Source organism: Corallococcus sp. AB032C (genome assembly GCF_003668935.1).
GTDB lineage: Bacteria > Myxococcota > Myxococcia > Myxococcales > Myxococcaceae > Corallococcus > Corallococcus exiguus.
In genome coordinates this window covers 1-16,485 of the sequence record NZ_RAWP01000157.1, presented here as the reverse complement: position 1 = coordinate 16,485, position 16,485 = coordinate 1, and the positions used below count along the sequence as shown (strand labels likewise).

Sequence of the window (16,485 nt, the reverse complement as noted above, 5' to 3'; positions counted from 1 at the left end):
GCCCACGCCCCCGGAGACCACCCCGCCCGTGGTGCAGGCGAAGGCCACCTACGCGGATTTCATCAAGGACGGCCGCGCGGCGATGGGCCGCAAGAGCTTCAAGGCGGCCGTGACCGCCTACCGCAAGGCGCTCGCGCTCGACAACGACTCCATCGAGGCGAAGACGGGCCTGGGCATCTCGCTGGCCAACAACAGCAGCACCAGCGAGGCCGGCTACCGGGAAGCGGCCAAGCTGCTCCAGGACGTCGTCAATGCGGAGCCCAAGAACGCGAAGGCCTGGTTCTGGCTGGGCAGCTCGCGGCAGTTCTCCGGCGATCAAACCCGAGCGGCCGAGGCCTATAAGAAGTATCTGTTCCTCGAACCGACGGGAAGCTCGGCGGACGAGGTGCGTGCCCTGCTCAATGGGATGAAATGAGCAGGGGAGGCGGCCTGTCCGCCTCCTGCCCGCCCTTGTTGTCGGAGTCGTCGTGCTCGTCCTGGGACTTGAAACCTCGTGCGATGAAACCGCCGCCGCCGTCGTGGAGGACGGGCGGCGCGTCCTGTCGGACGTCGTCTCCACGCAGGTGGACATCCACCGCCGCTGGGGCGGCGTCGTGCCGGAGCTGGCCAGCCGCAACCACATCGTCCAGGTGATGCCCGTCGTCCACGAGGCCCTCACCCGCGCGGACAAGACGCTGGACGACATCGACCTCATCGCCGTCACGTCCGGCCCCGGCCTCATCGGCGCGCTGCTCGTGGGGCTCCAGGTGGCCAAGGGGCTGAGCCTCGCCACCGGCAAGCCCTTCGTGGGCGCCAACCACCTGGAAGGGCACCTGCTCGCCATCCGCCTCCTGGAGGACGCGCCCGCGCCGCCCTTCCTGGGGCTCGTCGTCTCCGGCGGCCACACCAGCCTCTACGAGGTCCGCGACTACGGGAACTACCGCCTCGTGGGCCGCACGCGCGACGACGCCGCGGGCGAGGCCTACGACAAGACGGCGCGCATCCTCGGCCTGCCGTACCCGGGCGGGCAGCCCATCGACGAGCTGGCCCAGAAGGGCAACCCGGAGGCCATCCGCTTCCCGCGCGCGCTGCCCGGCGACAACCTGGACGTGTCCTTCTCCGGCCTGAAGACGTCGGTGCTCCACCACGTCCAGAAGCACGGCGTGCCGGAGGGCCAGGCCCTCCACGACCTGTGCGCGTCGTTCCAGGAGGCGGTGGCGGACGTGCTGTCGAAGAAGCTCGTCGCCGCGGCCAAGAAGCTGGGGCACAACCAGCTGGTGCTGTGCGGCGGCGTGGCGGCGAACTCGCGACTCAGGGCGCTGTGCAAGCAGCGCGCGGAGGAGCGGGGCCTGCGCATGTTCCTGCCGCCGGTGCGGCTGTGCACGGACAATGGCGCGATGATCGCCGTCGCGGGGTATGAAGCGTGGCGCCGCGGCTTGCGCGGTGATTTCCGCCTCGCGGCCGACCCCGCCTGGCGCATGGAGTAGGGGCCTGACAGTGGATTCTCCGCGCGACATCCTCAAGCGCCACGGCCTGCGGGCCAAGCACAGCTGGGGACAGAACTTCCTCGGAGACCCGGACGCGCTCCAGTCCATCTCGGACGCGCTCGAGCTGCGCGAGGGCGAACCCGTGGTGGAGCTGGGCCCGGGCCTGGGCCACCTCACGCGCTTCCTCGCCGCCACCGGCGCGCGCGTCACCGCCGTGGAGCGCGACCGCGACATGGTGGCCGTGCTGGAGAAGGAAGCCATCCCCGGCGTGCGAGTGGTGCCCGGCAACGCCGCCACGGTGGACTTCGCCCAGGTGGCCGGCGCGGACGACATCGCGCTCGTGGGCAACCTGCCGTACCACCTCACCAGCCCCATCCTCTTCCAGGTGCTCGCGCAGCGCGCCCGCATCTCGCGCGCCGTCTTCACGCTCCAGAAGGAAGTCGTGGTGCGGCTGGCCGCGGAGCCCGGCAACCGCGACTACGGCTTGCTCACGGTGCTGCTTGGCCTGCACTTCGACGTGGAGCAGGTGCTCACGCTGGAGGCGTGGCGCTTCCATCCGCCTCCGAAGGTGGACTCCGCCGTGCTGCGCCTCACGCGGCTCAAGAAGCCCCGCGCCCCGCTGGTGGACGAGGCCCGCTTCACGCGGCTGGTGAAGGCCAGCTTCGCGCAGCGCCGCAAGACGCTGATCAACTCGCTCAAGTCCGACAAGGGCCTGGCGTCGCCAGAGGTGATGCTCGCGGCGCTCAAGACGGCGGGCATCGACCCGGGTCGCCGCGCGGAGACGCTCTCCCCGGAGGAGTTCGCCTCCATCGAGCGCGCCCTGGGCCCCGTCACCGCCATGGCGCCGCCGCCCCCGGACGCGCCGGAAGCGGAAACTTCAGCAGAGTAGGGGACGTTCAGCGCTTCTGGCCCAGCGCGGCCAGAAGCCCACCCTGCTGGGAGAGGAACGCGCGGAACTCGTCCTCGTCGATGCGCAGGCGCGCGAGCACGCCGCTGAGGACCTCGTCCACGGAGCCCTCCGGCCGGCGCTTCAGCTCGAAGGCCGTCTTCAGCAGGGCCACGCCATAGAGTGGATCCACGTCCACCGGAGGTGCGGGAGGGGCCGTGACCGGACGGACGGCGGGCGCCGCTTCCGTCGTTTCCACCAGGTCCACCACCGTCTTCACCCGCTGCCTGCCGCGCATCTGTGGCCCGTCGCTCCCGCTGGTGCGTATTCGCGGGCACCGTAGGGGATGACCCCCAAGGGCGCAAGGGTCGGGTGATCCGGCGAAAATTGCCGGATGCACGGGGGCATGGTTGTGTTATCCGCCCCCCGCGCGCGCATGTGTCTCATGCGTGGCTTTCCGGGGGCGGAGGCCTCGGGCCGATGGACCACCGCTACATCGTCGTCGAAGGCCCCATCGGCGTGGGCAAGACGAGCCTCACCAACCTCCTCACGGAGCGACTGGGCAGCCGCCGCATCCTGGAGGTGGTGGAGGAGAATCCCTTCCTCTCCAGCTTCTACGCGGACCGGCAGAAGTTCGCGTTCCAGACGCAGGTGTTCTTCCTGCTCTCGCGCTTCCGCCAGCAGCAGGAGCTCTTCCAACAGGACCTGTTCCGCGCCGTCACCGTGAGCGACTACCTGTTCGCGAAGGACCGCATCTTCGCCAACCTCACGCTGGCCTCGGACGAGCTGGCCCTCTACGACCGCGTCTTCGAGGCGCTGGGGCCCCGCGTCCCGCAGCCCGACCTGGTCATCTACCTCCAGGCCCAGCTGGACGTGCTGCTGCATCGCATCAAGAAGCGCGGCCGTGAATTCGAGCGCAAGTTCGACGCGGGCTACCTGGAGTCGCTCACGCACGCGTACAACGACTTCTTCGCGCACTATCAGGACACGCCGCTCCTGGTCGTGAACACGTCGGACATCGACTTCGTGCACAACGAGGCGGACCGAGAGGACCTGCTGCTGGCCATCCAGAACGCGAAGTCCGGCGTGCAGCACTACACCCCCAAGTCCCGCCGGGGCTGACGGCCGCCGCCCGCCTGGCTGCCTGGCGTGGGTTAAACCCCCACGAGGCCCCGAGGGCGTTAGAGTGCATCCCCGTGGAGCCCCCGGCCTCCGGCGATCCCCTCTGGGGACGGCGAGGGGCCTGAAGTTCCACGCGGCTGTCCCACCCGTCTTGCCACAGGAGGTGAACCGTGAAGGACAAGGTCACCATCCACACGCTGAAGCGCCTGAAGCAGTCCGGTCAGAAGATCTGCATGGTCACCGCCTACGACGCGACGTTCGCGCGCATCCTCGATGAGGGCGGCGCGGACGTGCTCCTGGTCGGTGACTCGCTGGGCATGGTCGTCCAGGGCCAGGAGTCCACGCTGCCCGTCACCATGGACCAGATGGTCTACCACTCGGCGGCGGTGAGCCGCGGCGCGAAGCGGGCGCACGTGGTGGGCGACCTGCCCTTCATGAGCTACCAGGTGTCGCCGCAGGAGGCGGTGCGCAACGCCGGGCGGCTCGTCTCCGAAGGCAACGTGGGCAGCGTGAAGCTGGAGGGCGGCGCCGAGTTCGCCGAAACCGTGCGCGCCATCGTCCGCGCCAGCATCCCCGTCATGGGCCACCTGGGGCTGACGCCGCAGTCCGTGCACAAGATGGGCGGCTATGTGGTGCAGGGCCGCGACGAGGACGCCGCGCGCCGCATGCTGGACGACGCGCTCGCGCTGGAGGCCGCTGGCGCCTATGCGCTGGTGCTGGAGGGTGTGCCGCTGGAGCTGGCGCGCACCATCACCCAGAGCCTGAAGATTCCGACCATCGGCATTGGCGCGGGCAAGCACTGTGATGGCCAGGTGCTGGTCTGCTACGACCTGCTGGGCATGAACCCGGACTTCAAGCCGAAGTTCGTGAAGCGCTTCGCCAACCTGCACGGGAACATCACGGAGGCCGCGAACACGTACTTCTCCGAAGTGCGCGCGGGCACCTTCCCGGACGAGGAGCACAGCTTCAAGGCCACCAAGGGCATCCGGCTGGTGACGCCCACGCCGGTGGCCCCCGACGCGGAAGGCGCTGGCGAGCCCGCGGAGAAGGTCGGCGGCATCTACGGGGCTCCCGTCTAGCCATGGCACCCCACGTCCTGCGCACCGTTCCGGAAGTGAAGGCCTGGGTCGCGTCCCTCCAGAAGGAGGGCAAGACGCTGGCGCTCGTGCCCACCATGGGCTTCCTCCATGAGGGCCATGTCTCGCTCATGAGAGAGGGCGGCCGGCGCGCGGACGTGGTGGCTGCCTCCATCTTCGTGAACCCCACGCAGTTCGGTCCCAGCGAGGACCTGGCGCGCTACCCGCGCGACTTCGACGGGGACCTGTCCAGGTGCGCGAGCGCGGGCGTCACGGCCGTGTTCGCTCCCGAGCCCGCGGCGATGTACCCCCCGGGCTACCAGACCTACGTGGACGTCACGGAGGTCAGCCAGGGGCTGTGCGGTGAGCGGCGTCCCGGCCACTTCCGGGGCGTCGCCACCATCGTCACGCAGCTGTTGGCGCTGTTCCGGCCGGCCGTGGCGCTCTTCGGAGAGAAGGACTACCAGCAGCTCCAGGTCATCAAGACGCTCAACCGCGACCTGCACCTGGGCGCGGACATCGTGGGCATGCCCACGGTGCGGGAGGCGGACGGGCTGGCCATGAGCAGCCGCAACGCCTATCTGTCCGCGGATGGACGCCAGCGGGCGCTCGCCCTGTCGAAGGGCATCCGGGCGGCCCAGGCCCTGCTCGCCTCCGGCACCCGGGACACACGGGCGTTGGTGGAGGCTGCCCGCCGTGAATTGCAGGCGGCGGACCTCCGCGAGGACTACGTGGAGGTTCGGGACGCCGGGACGCTTTCACCCCTGGACTCGGTGGCGCCCGGACAGACGGCGCGCATGCTGGTGGCGGCCTTCTCGGGCACCACGCGGCTCATCGACAACATGCCGCTGGCCGGTTAGGAGACCCGGGACACGTTATGGCCGCTGGAAAGTCGAAGGGTGTGGGTGCGGAGCCGGGGGTGAAGCTCATCGCCGAGAATCGGCGTGCGCGCTTCGACTACACGGTGGATGAGAAGATAGAGGCCGGGCTGGAGCTCACGGGGAGCGAGGTGAAGTCGTTGCGTGAAGGAACGGCCAACCTGTCGGACGCCTACGCGCTCCAGAAGGGCACGGAGCTGTTCCTGCTCAACGCCCACATCGGCTCCTACAAGGCGGCCAGCGTCTTCGACCACCTTCCCACCCGGGGCCGGAAGCTGCTGATGCACCGGGCTGAGATAGACCGGTGGACGGCGAAGGTTCGCGAGCGCGGTTACTCCATCATCCCGCTCGTGCTGTACTTCAGGAAGGGACGGGCCAAGGTGGAGCTGGGCCTGTGCCGCGGCAAGACGCACGAAGATCGCCGTCACGACATCAAGGAACGGGAGACGAAGCGGGAGATGGACCGGGAAGTGCGCCGTCGTTGAGGGCGCTCCCGCAATTCCCCTGCCGGACACGCTGGAATGGACAAGAAGGTTTCCGACAAGAAGGAGCGGCTGTTGGCCGCGCTCGACCAGGGCATGGTGATGATCCACCTGGACGCGCGCCGTCCGGGCGTGCTCGTCCCCGCCAGCCTCAGGGGCGAAGCGCACCTGCGCCTCAACCTCTCCTACCGTTTCGAGCCCCCCGACCTCACGGTGGGCGAGTGGGGCGTGCGCTGCACGCTGAGCTTCTCCGGTTCGCGCTTCACGGTGGCGGTGCCCTGGTCGGCGCTGTTCGCCATCGCCAGCCACGTGACGAAGGAGTTCTGGATGTACCCGGAGGAGATGCCGCCGGAGCTGCTCCAGCAGCCGCCGGTGGCGTCCGCCTCCGTCGCGCGTCCGCCGCAGCCCGGGCCGGTGCCCGTGGCCGCGGAGAGGCCCCGTGCCTTCCTGCGAGAGGTGCAGGCCGAGCACACCGAAGAGCCGGAGTCGCGTCCGGAGGTGGCGCCTCCGCCGCCGCCCGAGGGAGGCCCCCCGGAAGAGCCGCAGCCGCCGCGCCGTGGCCACCTGCGGCTGGTGAAGTAGGACGACGGGCCCGGCGGAGCGTCAGCGCTTGAGCTCCGCCGCCACGTCCGACTTCTTGCCGCCCATGAACGACCCCGTCCAGACGCGGTAGCCCTTGAGCTTGAGCTGCACGGGGACGGAGCGCGCGGGGTAGACGTTGTCCATCACCAGCGGCGTCACGCCCACCACCACGCCGTCCACCAGGACGGTGGCGCCGGAGGGCTCGCTGCGGATGGACAGGACCGCCGACGGGAGTCCGAGCGCGCGCAGCACCTGGAGCTCGTAGCGGGGCCACACGAACAGGGCGCCCGCCGCGAGCACCGCCGCGATGCCGAGCAGCGCCACCGCCGGTCCCCAGTGCCTGCGGGAGCGGGAAGGCGCCATGGGTTCGAACTCCGAAGGCGAGCTCTCCGCCCGGGGCGCGCGCTCCTCCAATTCCAGGTCCCCCTGAGCCGCCTGACGGATGCTGGGCCGGTTCATCCGCTCCGCGTCGTCCACGTCCGAGATGGACTGAGTGGCCAGCGCGGGCGCATCCGCCGGAGCGGGGGAGGGCGCATTCGTCCGGGCGCGCGAGGCAGAGGACGCGTTCGCCTGCGGTCGAGAAGCGGAGGCCCCAAAGGGCGCATTCGCCGGATCCCGAGCGGGTGCGGACGCCGCCGCCGCGTGCACCTGAGGCCGAGAAGCCGCGGCCCCAGTGGGCCCATTCGCCTGCGCCCAATCGGGTGCGGACGTCGCCATCGCGGGCGCGTTCGCATGAGGCCGAGAAGCAGCGGGCCCTGCGCCTCGGAGCGCTGCGGGCTCGGCGCCAGGCCGCGCGGGAAGGCTCGCGGAGTCACGCGGAGCCGCGGGGTTGCGTCCCTGTGCTGACGCGTCGGGAGCCATCGCAGGAGCCTCGCCCGCATCGTTCCAACGCGCGGAAGGTCCGCGCGTGCAGGACTCACAGGGCGAGTCAGGGGACTCCAGCGCCGTGCCGCACAGGGCGCAGGTGTGCACCACGGCGCCGGAGGCGGACAGTGAGACGCCTCCGGCCGGAGGGCTCCACGGTTCCTCTTCCTCCGCTGCCACGGGGACGGACGCCGGAGGCGCCTTCCACGCTGGCGAAGCAGCGGCGCCACCGCCATAAGCCATCGTGACCTGTCGTGCGCCAGACGCGGACGGGATGCGCCTCGTGTCCACGCCCTCGAGCGGCACGGCGGACATCACGAACGACGCCGACGTCGAAGCCGGGGCCTCCGCGAGCGCGGCCTGGGCCACCTCTCCCACGGACAGGGGCAGCCGGACGCCGCGCAGGAAGGTCGCCAGCGCGTGCGACGACGCGGGCTCCCCCGTCTGCGCGAGCCACCGCGCCAACGCCTCCGACACGTCCTCCGGCTCCGGGAAGCGGGCGGCCGGGTCGCGCGACAACATGCGCAGCACCAGCGTGGCCAGCGACGCCGGCACGTCCGGCAGCGACGCGGGCGCGCGGTTGAGGATGGAGTGCGCCACCGCCATCGGCTCCGCCGCCGCCGACCCGAACGGGTGCTGCCCCGCGAGCAGCTCCGCCAGGAGGGTGCCCAGAGAGAACTGGTCGCTCAGCGCCGTGGCCGGCTCGCCGCGCAGGACCTCCGGCGCCGCGTACGGCACCTTGCCCTTGAAGGCCCCGGGCTCCGTGCGCGACAGGCCCGTCAGCCGCGCGATGCCGAAGTCCGTGACCTTCACCTCGCCTTCGCGCGACACCAGCAGGTTTGACGGGGACACATCCCGGTGCGCCGTCACCACCGGATGGCCGTCGTGCTGGCGGCGATACGCGTGCTGCAATCCCGCCTGCGCCTGGCTCGCGATGAACACCGCCAGGTGCGGAGGAACCCGCAGCCCCTGGCGCGTCACCGCGCGGATCAGCGTGCCCAGGTCCCAGCCGTCCACCAACTCCATCACCAGGAAGAGCCCATCCGCGCTCTCCCCCACGTCGTGCACGGTGACGATGTTCTGGTGCTGCAGCAGCATGGCCAGCCGCGCCTCGGAGACGAACATCCGGGAGATGTCCGGCTCGCGCGCCAGGTGCGGCAGCACGCGCTTGATGGCCACGGTGCGCTCGAAGCCCTCCGCGCCCTTCGCCACGCCCAGGAACAGCTCCGCCATGCCTCCCGTGGCCAGGGGTTGCAGCAGCCGGTAGCGCGACGTCACGGGGACCTCCGGAAGGACGCGGTGGGGCGCTTCACCCCTGCGATTGGGTGATTTCGCGCAGGTGATTCCACGGGTAGATGCCCGTGGTGTGCTGGTCGCTGAAGACGAACGCGAGCGCGTAGTTGCCCACCGGCTGCATCTGCAGCACGCGCAGGTTCGCGGGCACCTGCGAGGGGTCCAGCGTGCGCTTCGCCGTCCACTCGTCCACGCACGCGGCGCACGGGCACTGCTGGCGCAGCACCTGCGCGGTGGCGGTCGTCGTCACGCCGTCATCCCACGTCAGCGTCAGCGACTCGCCGTCCGCGGACAGCTTCGCATCCGTCGCGCTGACGGGCTTGGGCGCGGGCTTGATGCGATCCCAGAAATTGCTCACCGGTACACCTTCCAAGGCTTTGGAGCAGCAGCCCCTCCCTACCATCCTTCCGGCGGAGTGGGGGGCCTGCCGCGAAAGCGAAGGACCCGGGGAACGGGGCTTCAGGAAGCCAGCTTGACGGGCTGCCGGTGGCCTTCCAGCCGCACGCCCCGCTGGGCCAGCACCGCGCGCAGCGCCAGTACCACCTTGGGGTCCAGCTGCGCGCCGCTCAGGTTGTCCAGGATCTCCATCGCCTTCTCCAGCGGCATGGCTTTCTGGTAGGGGCGCGTGGAGGTGCACGCATCGAAGGTGTCCGCGCACGCCACGATGCGCGCGAGCATCGGAATGGTCTCGCCCTTGAGCTTGTCCGGGTAGCCCGTGCCGTCCCAGCGCTCGTGGTGGTGGCGCACGCACGCGCGCACCGAACCCAGGAACGTCACCGGCCCGATGATGGCGTCGCCGATGGCGGGGTGCTCGCGCATCAGGGACATCTCCTGGTCGGTGAGCCGGGACTGCTTGCAGAGGATGTTCTCCGGGATGCCAATCTTCCCGATGTCGTGGAGGATGCCGCCGTACTGCAGCTGCCGAAGCTCGCGCTCCGTGAGCTTCAGCTCCTTGCCAATCTCCACTGCCACGTCGCCCACCCGCTGGCTGTGGCCGCGCGTGTACGCGTCCTTGGAGTCGATGGAGTTGGCCAGCGCGACGATGGTCTCCAGGTAGCCCTTCTCCAGGCTTTCGTAGAGGCCGCGCGTCTCCATGTCGTACGCCATGAGCTGCTTGCTCATGTAGTTGAACGTCTGGGCCAGCTCCCCCAGCTCGTTCTTCTGCTTCAGGTGCACCTCCACGCCGAACTTGCCGCGCGCCAGCTCCAGCGACGTCGCGATGAAGGTCTTCAGCGGCTGCGTGAGGTTGCGGGAGAAGATGGCCGCCAGCACCAGCGCCACCAGGAAGGCGCCGCCCAGGCCCAGGAGGATGCGCCGCTCCATCGATTCCACCTGGCGGTAGGCGTTCTCCACCGGCTGCTCGGACACGATGGCCCAGCCCGCCTCCGGCAGCACCGAGTACGCGGACACCACCGCGTCGCGCCCCTCGCCGAAGTTGCCCACGTGGAACAGCTCCGTGTCGGGCGTGCCCTCGCGCTGCTTGAGCAGGTGCGCCAGGGGCAGCCGCTTCGACACGTCGTCACCCACCGCGCCCAGGTCGCCGCCGCCCGTAATCAAGCGGCCGTGCCGGTCCGCCAGGTACGCGAACCCCGTGCTGCCCACGCGCTCCTGCGCCAGCATCTGCCTCAAGCCCGCGAGCGTGATGTCCGCGGCCATGTAACCCTGCACCGGGTCGCCCACGGGGAAGGCCAGCGTCACCACCGGCCCGCCACCACCGCCGCCGTGGGACGCCACCACGTCCGAGTAGCGCACCCCGGTGAGCCCCTCGTCCAACAGGGCCCGCGCGCGCTCCTCGTGCTCCGCCACTCCGCTGGGCGCCATGTCGTGCACCGCGAAGGCCTGCAAGCCGGGAAGCCGCTGCCGGTCCGCGCCGAACACGGTGAGCGCCAGCAACTCCGGGCGCTGGTTGAGCACCGCCGCGATGTGCAGCCGCTGCGTGTCGCCCGGCAGCGTGAAGAATCCGCCCGGCACGCTGGACAGCCCCACCACGCGCTCCGTGGGGTCCTCCAGGAAGCTCTCCGCCTTGAGCCGCAGCTGCTTCACGCGCTCCTGGGCCAGCTCCTGCGCGTCGCGGATGAGCAGCTCGCGCGTATGGGACACCGACAACCAGCCCACCATCAACGTGGGGATGATGCTGACCACCAGCATCAGGAGGAGGATGGCTTTGAAAAGTCGCACGGCGGTGGCTCCTCGCTCGGGTCAGGCGGCTACTTCTGCCACCCGTCCTTCACCTTGACGTTGAGTTCGAGCGATTCCGCGGCCAGCTCGAAGCGCCGTGTCTGGGAGGGCAGGGACCGCCCCTGCTCCAGACTCACCGCCGTCACCGTCCAGCGATAACGACCCGCGGGCAGCGCCGGCAACGTCCATTGCCGCGCGGCCTGCACCGTGCGCACCGGCGCCGGCGCCGCTCCGCCCTCCACGCCTTCCGCGAGGACCTCCACCTCGTAGCGCGTGGCGCCCGCGACGGAAGTCCACGTCAGCGTCACCGGCGCCAGGAGTCCGCCGGGCGTGGCCTTCAGCGTGAAGCGGGCCTTGTCCGCGGGCAGCGCCAGCTGCGGCGCGCCGGGCGGCTCCGGCAGCACGGTGCCCTGCTGCACGCGCACGGACTCGCCCTTCGCCAGCACGCGGGTGGCGTGCTGCGCCTCCACGGTGACGGGAGGCCCCTGCCGGTGCGTGACGGTGGTGGTGCCGCCGTCGTGGTCCACCTCCACCGTGAAGTTGGACGGCTGGGGCGGGTTGAGCAGCGCCCACGCCTCGTCCGCCTTGTGCAGCGCGTCCGCGTACCGCGCGGCCTGGAAGTGCGCCTCCGCGTCCTTCAGGCGGGACTCGGCTTCACGGCGGCGCGCATCGTTCGGCGCGGCCTTCAGCGCCGCGCGCGACATCTCCAGCGCCTTGAGCGCCGTCTGCGGCTCCGTACCGGATGCCTTGCGAGGGGCCGCCGGGGCGCCGCCTCCGGGAAGGGTCGTGCCGTCCGGAGGCTCTCGCCCCACGGCGGTCGGTGCGGTTGACGGCACCACGGACAGCCCCATCCACGCGCTGAGCCAGAGGGCGGCCTTCATTGGAATTCAATCTTCCTGCCCGCACGAACCGTGGCGGATGGGGTGGAGACGGACAGCGACTGGGTAGCCGGCTTCTCCAAGGTGGCGTCCACCCGTCCCCGCAGGACGGTGACGTCCGTTCGCAACTTGCTCTCCGCGATGCCCACCAGGGAATCGCCCCCCAGGTGCAGCGTGCTGCCATTGGCGAACACCACCCGGGCGCTGGCCCCGGCTTCGGTGCGGACCTTGTCGTTTTCGTAGAGGGGCAGCTCGTCGCGCGCGGGGCTCCATTCGTCCGCCACCGCGCGTTTGATCTGCACGTCCCCTGTCAGCCCCCGCAGGTGCGCGCGGGGAACAGGAGGAGGCAGGGGCGCCTCGGTGGGCCCACGAGGCTTCTCATCGGCGGTACAGCCGGGAGGAAGGGCCATGAGTGCGACCGCGAAAAGCAGGGGAGGCCAGCGTCGTCCATTCACCAGAGGGGTCTTCCTGAAAACCACTCTACCCGGAATCGCCGCGCCGGAAGGGCCTCCCGCCCCCTCCCGTTCACTCTCGCCCGCTCAGTCCAACCGCCTGTGCGCCAGGCACGGCAAATTCCGCCGGATGCGTGCCTGGAGCTCCGGATCCACCGGCGCCAGCGCCAGGCCCTCGCCCTCGGAGGCCCGCGCCGTCACCAGCCCCCACGGGTCCACCACCATCGCGTGGCCGTACGTCAGCCGCTGCGCGGAGTGCCGCCCGCCCTGGGCCGGCGCCAGCACGTACGCCTGGTTTTCAATGGCCCGGGCGCGCAGCAGCACCTCCCAGTGGTCCTTGCCGGTCATCATCGTGAAGGCCGCCGGCACCGCGAGCAGCGTCGCCCCGTCCTTCGACAGCCGCCGGTACAGCTCCGGGAAGCGCAGGTCGTAGCAGACGCTCATGCCCAGCCGGCCCACCACCGTGTCCACCGCCACCACCTCCGTCCCCGGCGCCACCGCCGCGGACTCCTGGTAGGTGGCACCGTCGCCCACATCCACGTCGAACAGGTGCATCTTCCGGTAGACGGCCAGCCGGGCGCCGTCCGGGCCGAACAGGACGCTGGTGTTGTAGAGCCGACCGCCGGGCGCTCCCTCCTCCAGGATGGAGCCGGCCAGCAGCGTCGTCTTCGTTCCCCGGGCCAGCTCCGCCATCCGGCTCAAGGTGGGGCCGTCCAGGGCTTCCGCTGCGGAGGGGCGCTCGGGCTCCGGGCCCATCCAGGAGAAGTTCTCCGGCAGGCCCACCAGGTGGGCACCCAGGGAGGCAGCCTGGCGCACGAGGCGCGTGGCCACATCCAGGTTGTGGGCCTTGTCCGCGGTGGACACCATCTGTGCGGCGGCGATGAGGTGCATGGGGGCGTTATAACGCCACCGGCGTCACTCGGAACCCCTGGGAATCCTTCAATCCCGGGGGGCGTTTGAGCCGGCGCCTCGGGGTGTGTCCTTCCTTTACACCCCGAGGGGGCGTGTGTTACGGGACGCCCCGACATTTTTCGACGCATCACATTCGAAAAGTGGGCCGCCGTGCCCGCTTTTCGCGTTTTTGGAGACCTGTTTCCTGGCCATGGAGCCGAAGAACATCAAACAGACGGTGGAGGAGAAGGCAGCGGCGCTGCTGGATCCCATCGTGGCGAACGAAGGCCTGGAGCTCCTGGACGTGGAGTACGTCCGCGAGCGCGAGGGCTGGGTTTTGCGGCTGTTCATCGACAAGCCCGGTGGCCGGGTGGGACTGGAAGAGTGCTCCCAGGTGTCGCGCGCGGTGGATCCGGTGCTCGACGTGGAGGACTTCATCCCCCAGGAATACAACCTGGAGGTGTCCAGCCCCGGGGTGAACCGGCCCTTGAAGAAGCCGGCGCACTTCGAACGGGTGAAGGGGCAGAAGGTCAAGGTGAAGACCTTCGGCCCGCTGGGTGACCCGCCGCGGAAGAACTTCAGCGGCACGCTCATCGGAGTGGCGGCCGACGCCATCTCCGTGGACGTGGAAGGGGGCGGTGCCTTCATCATCCCCTTCAAGGACATCGCCAAGGCCCATCTGGAGTTCGAGTTCTAGCAGCCGACATACAGGGGACCCTGTTCGCGCCAGGGCCGCCCGTGGACCCATTTTCGGAGAAGACACAGCCATGCCCACGCCCGCCAACCCGGCAGTCAACCTCAACCTCGTCCTGGATCAGGTCGCCAAGGACAAGGGCATCGAACGGGCCGTGCTCATTGCCACCCTCGAGGACGCGATGAACACCGCGGCCAAGAAGCACTTTGGCCAGGACCGCAACCTGGAGGCCAAGTACGACCCGGAGAAGGGCGTCGTGGAGCTCTTCCAGGCCATCACCGTGGTCGCGGAGATCAACGACCCCGTCCAGGCGGTGAACCAGATCACCATGGAAGAGGCCCACAAGAAGGGCATGGAAGTGGAGCCCGGTGACGAGCTCGTCTTCCAGATCTTCTACCGGGACGAGGACGCCGCGGAAGCCAAGGCCCAGGACGACCAGTACGGCGACATCCTCCGGCTGAAGACCTTCCGCCGCGGCTTCGGTCGCATCGCCGCGCAGACGGCCAAGCAGGTCATCCTGCAGCGCACCCGCGACGCCGAGCGCGAGAACGTCTTCAACGAGTACAAGGACCGCAAGAACGAGATCGTCACGGGCATCGCCCGCCGGTTCGAGCGCGGCAACATCGTGGTGGACCTGGGCCGCGCGGAGGCCGTGCTGCCTGTCCGCGAGCAGGTCCCGCGTGAGACCTACCGCCCGGGCGACCGCGTCCAGGCGTACGTGCTGGACGTGCTCCGTGAGTCCAAGGGCCCGCAGATCGTCCTGTCGCGCGCGTCCGTGAACCTGCTCACCAAGCTCTTCGAGATGGAGGTGCCGGAAATCGCCGAAGGCATCGTCGTCATCGAGGCGGCGGCCCGCGAGCCGGGCGGCCGCGCGAAGATCGCCGTGTCCAGCCGCGACTCGGACGTGGACCCCGTGGGCGCGTGCGTGGGCATGAAGGGCAGCCGCGTGCAGGCGGTGGTACAGGAGCTGCGCGGGGAGAAGATCGACATCGTCCCCTACGACGAGGACCCGGCGCGCTTCGTGTGCTCGGCCCTGGCCCCGGCGGAAGTGAGCCGCGTCATCATCGACGAGGCCAACCACGCCATGGAGCTCATCGTCCCGGACGACCAGCTGTCCCTGGCCATCGGCCGGCGCGGGCAGAACGTGCGCCTGGCCGCCCAGCTCACTGGCTGGAAGCTGGACATCAACAGCGAGAGCCGCGTGCGGGAGATGCGCGAGTTCGCCAGCCGCTCGCTCGGTGCCCTGCCGGGCGTCAACGAGATGTTGGTGGAGACGCTCTACGCGCACGGCTTCCGTCAGGCGCGCGACGTGGCGGACGCCAATGCGGAGATGCTGGCGCAGATTCCCGGCATCGACCCCACCCGCATCGCCTCCATGCAGGAGGAGGCCAAGAGGCGCATGGTGGAGGACCAGCAGGAGCTGTCGCGCATGGACTACGAACGCGAGCAGGCCCGCCTGGCCGAGGCCCGCCGCCACCCGGACGAGCTGTCCCAGCCGGAGCGCATGGCGCGCGTGCGCGGCGTTGGTGAGAAGACCATCGAGCAGCTCATCCTCGCCGGTTACCGCACGGTGGAGGACATCGCGAACGAGAAGGACCTCACCCGCCTGGGCGACGTGCCGGGCGTGGGCATCAAGAAGGCCCGCCAGCTGAAGAGCGCGGCGGAAAACTATCTGGTGGAGGAAGCCAAGCTGCGCGCGGAGCTGAACGCGGAGCGGGGTGCGCAGGCATCGGCAGGCGGGTTGGGGGGCGTGGAAGCGGCCAAGGCACCGTAACGACAGGGGGTTAGGCGGATGCGCCGCGAAACCAAACGGCCCGGGACACATCCCACGGAAATCACGGCGTCAGGTCCGGTCAGGACCTGCGTCGGGTGCGGTTCTCGCAAGTCACAGGCGGAACTCACCCGGTTCGTGGTAGGTCCCCAGGGCGGCGTGGTGGCGGACAGGCGGCGGAGGCTGCCTGGGCGGGGGGCGTACCTGTGCGGTGCCGGTTGTCTGACGGCAGCGCTCAAGCGTAAGGCGCTGGGCAGGGCCTTCCGGGGCAAGGCGGGGCAGGTCGACCCGTCGGCACTCGGACAGGCTTGGGAGTGAGGGCGGGTGGGTGGAGAGGTTGCGGGGAGAGGTGGCTGTTAGTCACCACTCGCACACAATTTCGGCTTTGGACTAGGGTGCTCGGCCTCGTCGTCGGCGGAGCAGAAGGCCAATCAAGGTATGTCGAAGAAGCGCGTTCACGAAATCGCCAAGGAGCTCAAGAGCCACGGGATTGAGCTCGACAACAAGGAGGTCGTGACCGAGCTCGCCGGGCTGGGTTACGACGTCAAGAGCCACTCGTCCTCCCTGGACGATGACCAGGCCACCGCCGCGGTCCAGAAGATTCTGGACAAGCGCAAGCCCAAGCAGGCCGCTCCGCCCGTCGCCGCCAAGGGCTTCGTGGTGCGCCGCAAGGTCGGTCCTCCCGCGGGCGCGTTCGCCCCGGATAACCAGGACGCCTACTCTCAGGCGAACGAGCCCGCCTACGAGCCGGAGTCCGAGCCGCAGGCCGCGGCTTCCATGGAGCCGGAGGCCCCGCAGGCGCCTGTCGCCGTGGAGCCGCCGTCCACCGCCGTGGAGCAGGCCCACGCCCCGGAGGCACCGGCCGTGACGGCCACGCCGCCGGAGGCGACCGTCGCCTCCATGGCAGCCGCCCCGGAGGCGCCGTCCGCGCCCGAGGCCCCGGCCACCCCGTCTGTTGCCGCAACCGCCACC

At 70.1% G+C, this 16,485-nt stretch carries 19 protein-coding genes; 12 read left to right on the top strand and 7 right to left on the bottom strand.

Annotation, left to right across the window (positions count from 1 at the left end; all coding sequences use genetic code 11):
- The 3 genes from D7X99_RS38770 to rsmA all read left to right on the top strand — a co-directional run.
- Nucleotides 1-415 (top strand): tetratricopeptide repeat protein (locus D7X99_RS38770; RefSeq protein ID WP_147476391.1); only part of this gene is annotated, 415 nt, incomplete at its 5' end.
- Between the two features lie 52 nt (nucleotides 416-467).
- The gene (tsaD, locus tag D7X99_RS38765; protein WP_120580007.1) at nucleotides 468-1,466 is read left to right on the top strand and encodes a tRNA (adenosine(37)-N6)-threonylcarbamoyltransferase complex transferase subunit TsaD; all 999 of its coding nucleotides are present in this window, start codon (nucleotides 468-470) and stop codon (nucleotides 1,464-1,466) included.
- Nucleotides 1,467-1,476: 10 nt separating this feature from the next.
- Nucleotides 1,477-2,355: a 16S rRNA (adenine(1518)-N(6)/adenine(1519)-N(6))-dimethyltransferase RsmA gene (rsmA, locus tag D7X99_RS38760; protein ID WP_121782146.1), complete on the top strand. Its 879-nt coding sequence runs from the start codon at nucleotides 1,477-1,479 to the stop codon at nucleotides 2,353-2,355.
- A 7-nt stretch (nucleotides 2,356-2,362) separates the two neighbouring features.
- Here the strand turns inward: rsmA and D7X99_RS38755 are convergent, their stop codons facing one another.
- Nucleotides 2,363-2,650, bottom strand: a complete 288-nt coding sequence (locus D7X99_RS38755) for a hypothetical protein (RefSeq protein ID WP_121782145.1) — start codon at nucleotides 2,648-2,650, stop codon at nucleotides 2,363-2,365.
- A gap of 182 nt (nucleotides 2,651-2,832) precedes the next feature.
- Here D7X99_RS38755 and D7X99_RS38750 point away from each other — a divergent pair, with 182 nt between their 5' ends.
- From D7X99_RS38750 to D7X99_RS38730, 5 genes are all read left to right on the top strand, one after another.
- The gene (locus tag D7X99_RS38750; protein WP_121782144.1) at nucleotides 2,833-3,474 is read left to right on the top strand and encodes a deoxynucleoside kinase; all 642 of its coding nucleotides are present in this window, start codon (nucleotides 2,833-2,835) and stop codon (nucleotides 3,472-3,474) included.
- Between the two features lie 170 nt (nucleotides 3,475-3,644).
- Complete coding sequence (gene panB / locus D7X99_RS38745) at nucleotides 3,645-4,553, top strand: 3-methyl-2-oxobutanoate hydroxymethyltransferase (RefSeq protein WP_121782143.1); 909 nt, start codon at nucleotides 3,645-3,647, stop codon at nucleotides 4,551-4,553.
- A 2-nt stretch (nucleotides 4,554-4,555) separates the two neighbouring features.
- Entirely contained in the window at nucleotides 4,556-5,410 is an 855-nt protein-coding gene (gene panC, locus D7X99_RS38740) for a pantoate--beta-alanine ligase (RefSeq protein ID WP_121782142.1), read from the top strand.
- A 17-nt stretch (nucleotides 5,411-5,427) separates the two neighbouring features.
- On the top strand, nucleotides 5,428-5,913 hold the full coding sequence (gene smpB, locus D7X99_RS38735) for an SsrA-binding protein SmpB (RefSeq protein ID WP_014398822.1): 486 nt from the start codon (nucleotides 5,428-5,430) through the stop codon (nucleotides 5,911-5,913).
- Nucleotides 5,914-5,949: 36 nt separating this feature from the next.
- On the top strand, nucleotides 5,950-6,492 hold the full coding sequence (locus D7X99_RS38730; RefSeq protein WP_121782141.1) for a ClpXP protease specificity-enhancing factor SspB: 543 nt from the start codon (nucleotides 5,950-5,952) through the stop codon (nucleotides 6,490-6,492).
- Between the two features lie 21 nt (nucleotides 6,493-6,513).
- Here the strand turns inward: D7X99_RS38730 and D7X99_RS38725 are convergent, their stop codons facing one another.
- The 6 genes from D7X99_RS38725 to D7X99_RS38700 all read right to left on the bottom strand — a co-directional run bounded on the left by D7X99_RS38725 (nucleotide 6,514) and on the right by D7X99_RS38700 (nucleotide 13,048).
- Entirely contained in the window at nucleotides 6,514-8,634 is a 2,121-nt protein-coding gene (locus D7X99_RS38725) for a serine/threonine-protein kinase (protein WP_121782140.1), read from the bottom strand.
- 31 nt (nucleotides 8,635-8,665) lie between these two features.
- Nucleotides 8,666-9,052 carry a DUF971 domain-containing protein gene (locus D7X99_RS38720; protein WP_120580015.1) on the bottom strand — a complete coding sequence of 129 codons (387 nt, stop codon included), beginning with the start codon at nucleotides 9,050-9,052 and terminating at the stop codon, nucleotides 8,666-8,668.
- 56 nt (nucleotides 9,053-9,108) lie between these two features.
- Nucleotides 9,109-10,827, bottom strand: coding sequence for an HD domain-containing phosphohydrolase (locus tag D7X99_RS38715; protein ID WP_121782139.1), 1,719 nt, complete (start codon nucleotides 10,825-10,827; stop codon nucleotides 9,109-9,111).
- Nucleotides 10,828-10,856: 29 nt separating this feature from the next.
- Nucleotides 10,857-11,708 carry a peptidoglycan-binding protein LysM gene (locus tag D7X99_RS38710; protein WP_121782138.1) on the bottom strand — a complete coding sequence of 284 codons (852 nt, stop codon included), beginning with the start codon at nucleotides 11,706-11,708 and terminating at the stop codon, nucleotides 10,857-10,859.
- On the bottom strand, nucleotides 11,705-12,115 hold the full coding sequence (locus tag D7X99_RS38705) for a FecR family protein (protein WP_169827214.1): 411 nt from the start codon (nucleotides 12,113-12,115) through the stop codon (nucleotides 11,705-11,707). The genes D7X99_RS38710 and D7X99_RS38705 overlap by 4 nt, the downstream gene beginning before the upstream one ends.
- 129 nt (nucleotides 12,116-12,244) lie before the next feature.
- A complete protein-coding gene (locus tag D7X99_RS38700; protein WP_120580019.1) occupies nucleotides 12,245-13,048 on the bottom strand; it encodes a carbon-nitrogen hydrolase family protein in 804 nt (267 codons plus the stop codon).
- 211 nt (nucleotides 13,049-13,259) lie between these two features.
- On the opposite strand from D7X99_RS38700, the gene rimP reads away from it, so the two are divergent.
- The 4 genes from rimP to D7X99_RS38680 all read left to right on the top strand — a co-directional run.
- Nucleotides 13,260-13,745, top strand: a complete 486-nt coding sequence (gene rimP / locus D7X99_RS38695) for a ribosome maturation factor RimP (RefSeq protein WP_120580020.1) — start codon at nucleotides 13,260-13,262, stop codon at nucleotides 13,743-13,745.
- A gap of 70 nt (nucleotides 13,746-13,815) precedes the next feature.
- Nucleotides 13,816-15,516 (top strand): transcription termination factor NusA, encoded by a 1,701-nt coding sequence (gene nusA / locus D7X99_RS38690; RefSeq protein ID WP_121782136.1) that lies wholly within the window; start codon nucleotides 13,816-13,818, stop codon nucleotides 15,514-15,516.
- Nucleotides 15,517-15,534: 18 nt separating this feature from the next.
- A complete protein-coding gene (locus D7X99_RS38685) occupies nucleotides 15,535-15,831 on the top strand; it encodes a YlxR family RNase P modulator (protein WP_121782135.1) in 297 nt (98 codons plus the stop codon).
- Between the two features lie 120 nt (nucleotides 15,832-15,951).
- Nucleotides 15,952-16,485, top strand: a 534-nt coding sequence (locus tag D7X99_RS38680; protein WP_169832859.1) for a translation initiation factor IF-2 N-terminal domain-containing protein, incomplete at its 3' end; no start/stop codon positions are given.